General features: G+C 70.0%; 1 pseudogene. It reads left to right on the top strand.

What is annotated here, in order from left to right:
* Positions 1-1,105: pseudogene (locus JCM9942_RS16530) on the top strand (carboxylesterase/lipase family protein); the annotation flags it as partial.

Below are 1,105 nucleotides of genomic sequence, written 5' to 3'. Positions count from 1 at the left end.
CGCAGCGGCAGGGTCGCCGGGCAGACCGAGCAGGGCGTCCATGTATTCCGCGGCATTCCCTATGGCGGCGATACCGCACCGCGCCGGTTCCAGCCGGCGCTGCTGGAAGCACCGTGGCGTGGCATCCGCGATGCGCTCGATTACGGCCCGGCCGCACCGCAGGGCGGGAGCGAAGGTCCGGGCAGCGAGGACTGCCTCTACCTCAATGTCTGGACCCCGGCGCTGCGCGACGGCGGCAAGCGGCCGATCCTGTTCTATATCCACGGCGGCGCTACAACAACGGCTCCGGCAGCGATCCGCTGTACGACGGCGGCAATCTTTGCCGGCGCGGCGATGTGGTGGTGGTCACCGTCAACCACCGCCTCAACCTGTTCGGCTACCTCTATCTGGCCCAGCTCGGCGACGAGCGCTTTGCCGACTCCGGCAACGTCGGCCAGCTGGATCTGGTGCAGGCGCTGCAGTGGGTGCGCCAGCACGCCGCGGAATTTGGCGGCGATGCCGGCAACGTCACCGTGTTCGGCCAGTCCGGCGGCGGCGCCAAGATCGCCACGCTGATGGCGATGCCGGCCGCGCAGGGTCTGTTCCACAAGGCGTGGACGATGAGCGGGCAGCAGGTCACCGCCGCTGGCCCGCGCGCGGCCAGCCAGCGCGCGCAGCAGGTGCTGGACCATTTCCAGGGTGATGCCGAAACGCTGCGGCGCCTGCCGATGGCGCAGCTGCTCGAAGCGGTGAAGCTGCGCGATCCCTCGCGCGTGGAGAACACCGCGCTGTACCTGGGGCCGGTGCTCGATGCCCGCAACCTGCCGGTACATCCGTTCTGGCCGCAGGCCCCCGCGCAGTCGGCCGGCATCCCGATGGTGATCGGCAACACCCGCGACGAGACCCGTGCCTTCCTCGGCAACGACCCCAAGCACCATGCGCTCAGCTGGGAAGAACTGCCGGCCAAACTGGAAGCCCAGCAGTACGTCGACCTGCTGCCCTCGGTGGTGATCGCCGAATACCGGCGGCTGTACCCGCAGTACACGCCCTCGGAGGTGTTCTTTGCCGCCACCACCGCCGGCCGCTCGTGGCGCGGCGCGGTCGAGGAGCTGGAAGCGCGCGCCCG

This window comes from Stenotrophomonas pictorum JCM 9942 (assembly GCF_001310775.1).
Lineage (GTDB): Bacteria > Pseudomonadota > Gammaproteobacteria > Xanthomonadales > Xanthomonadaceae > Stenotrophomonas > Stenotrophomonas pictorum.
Note: the sequence above shows the minus strand (reverse complement) of the source record. Positions and strands in the feature narration are given on the sequence as shown.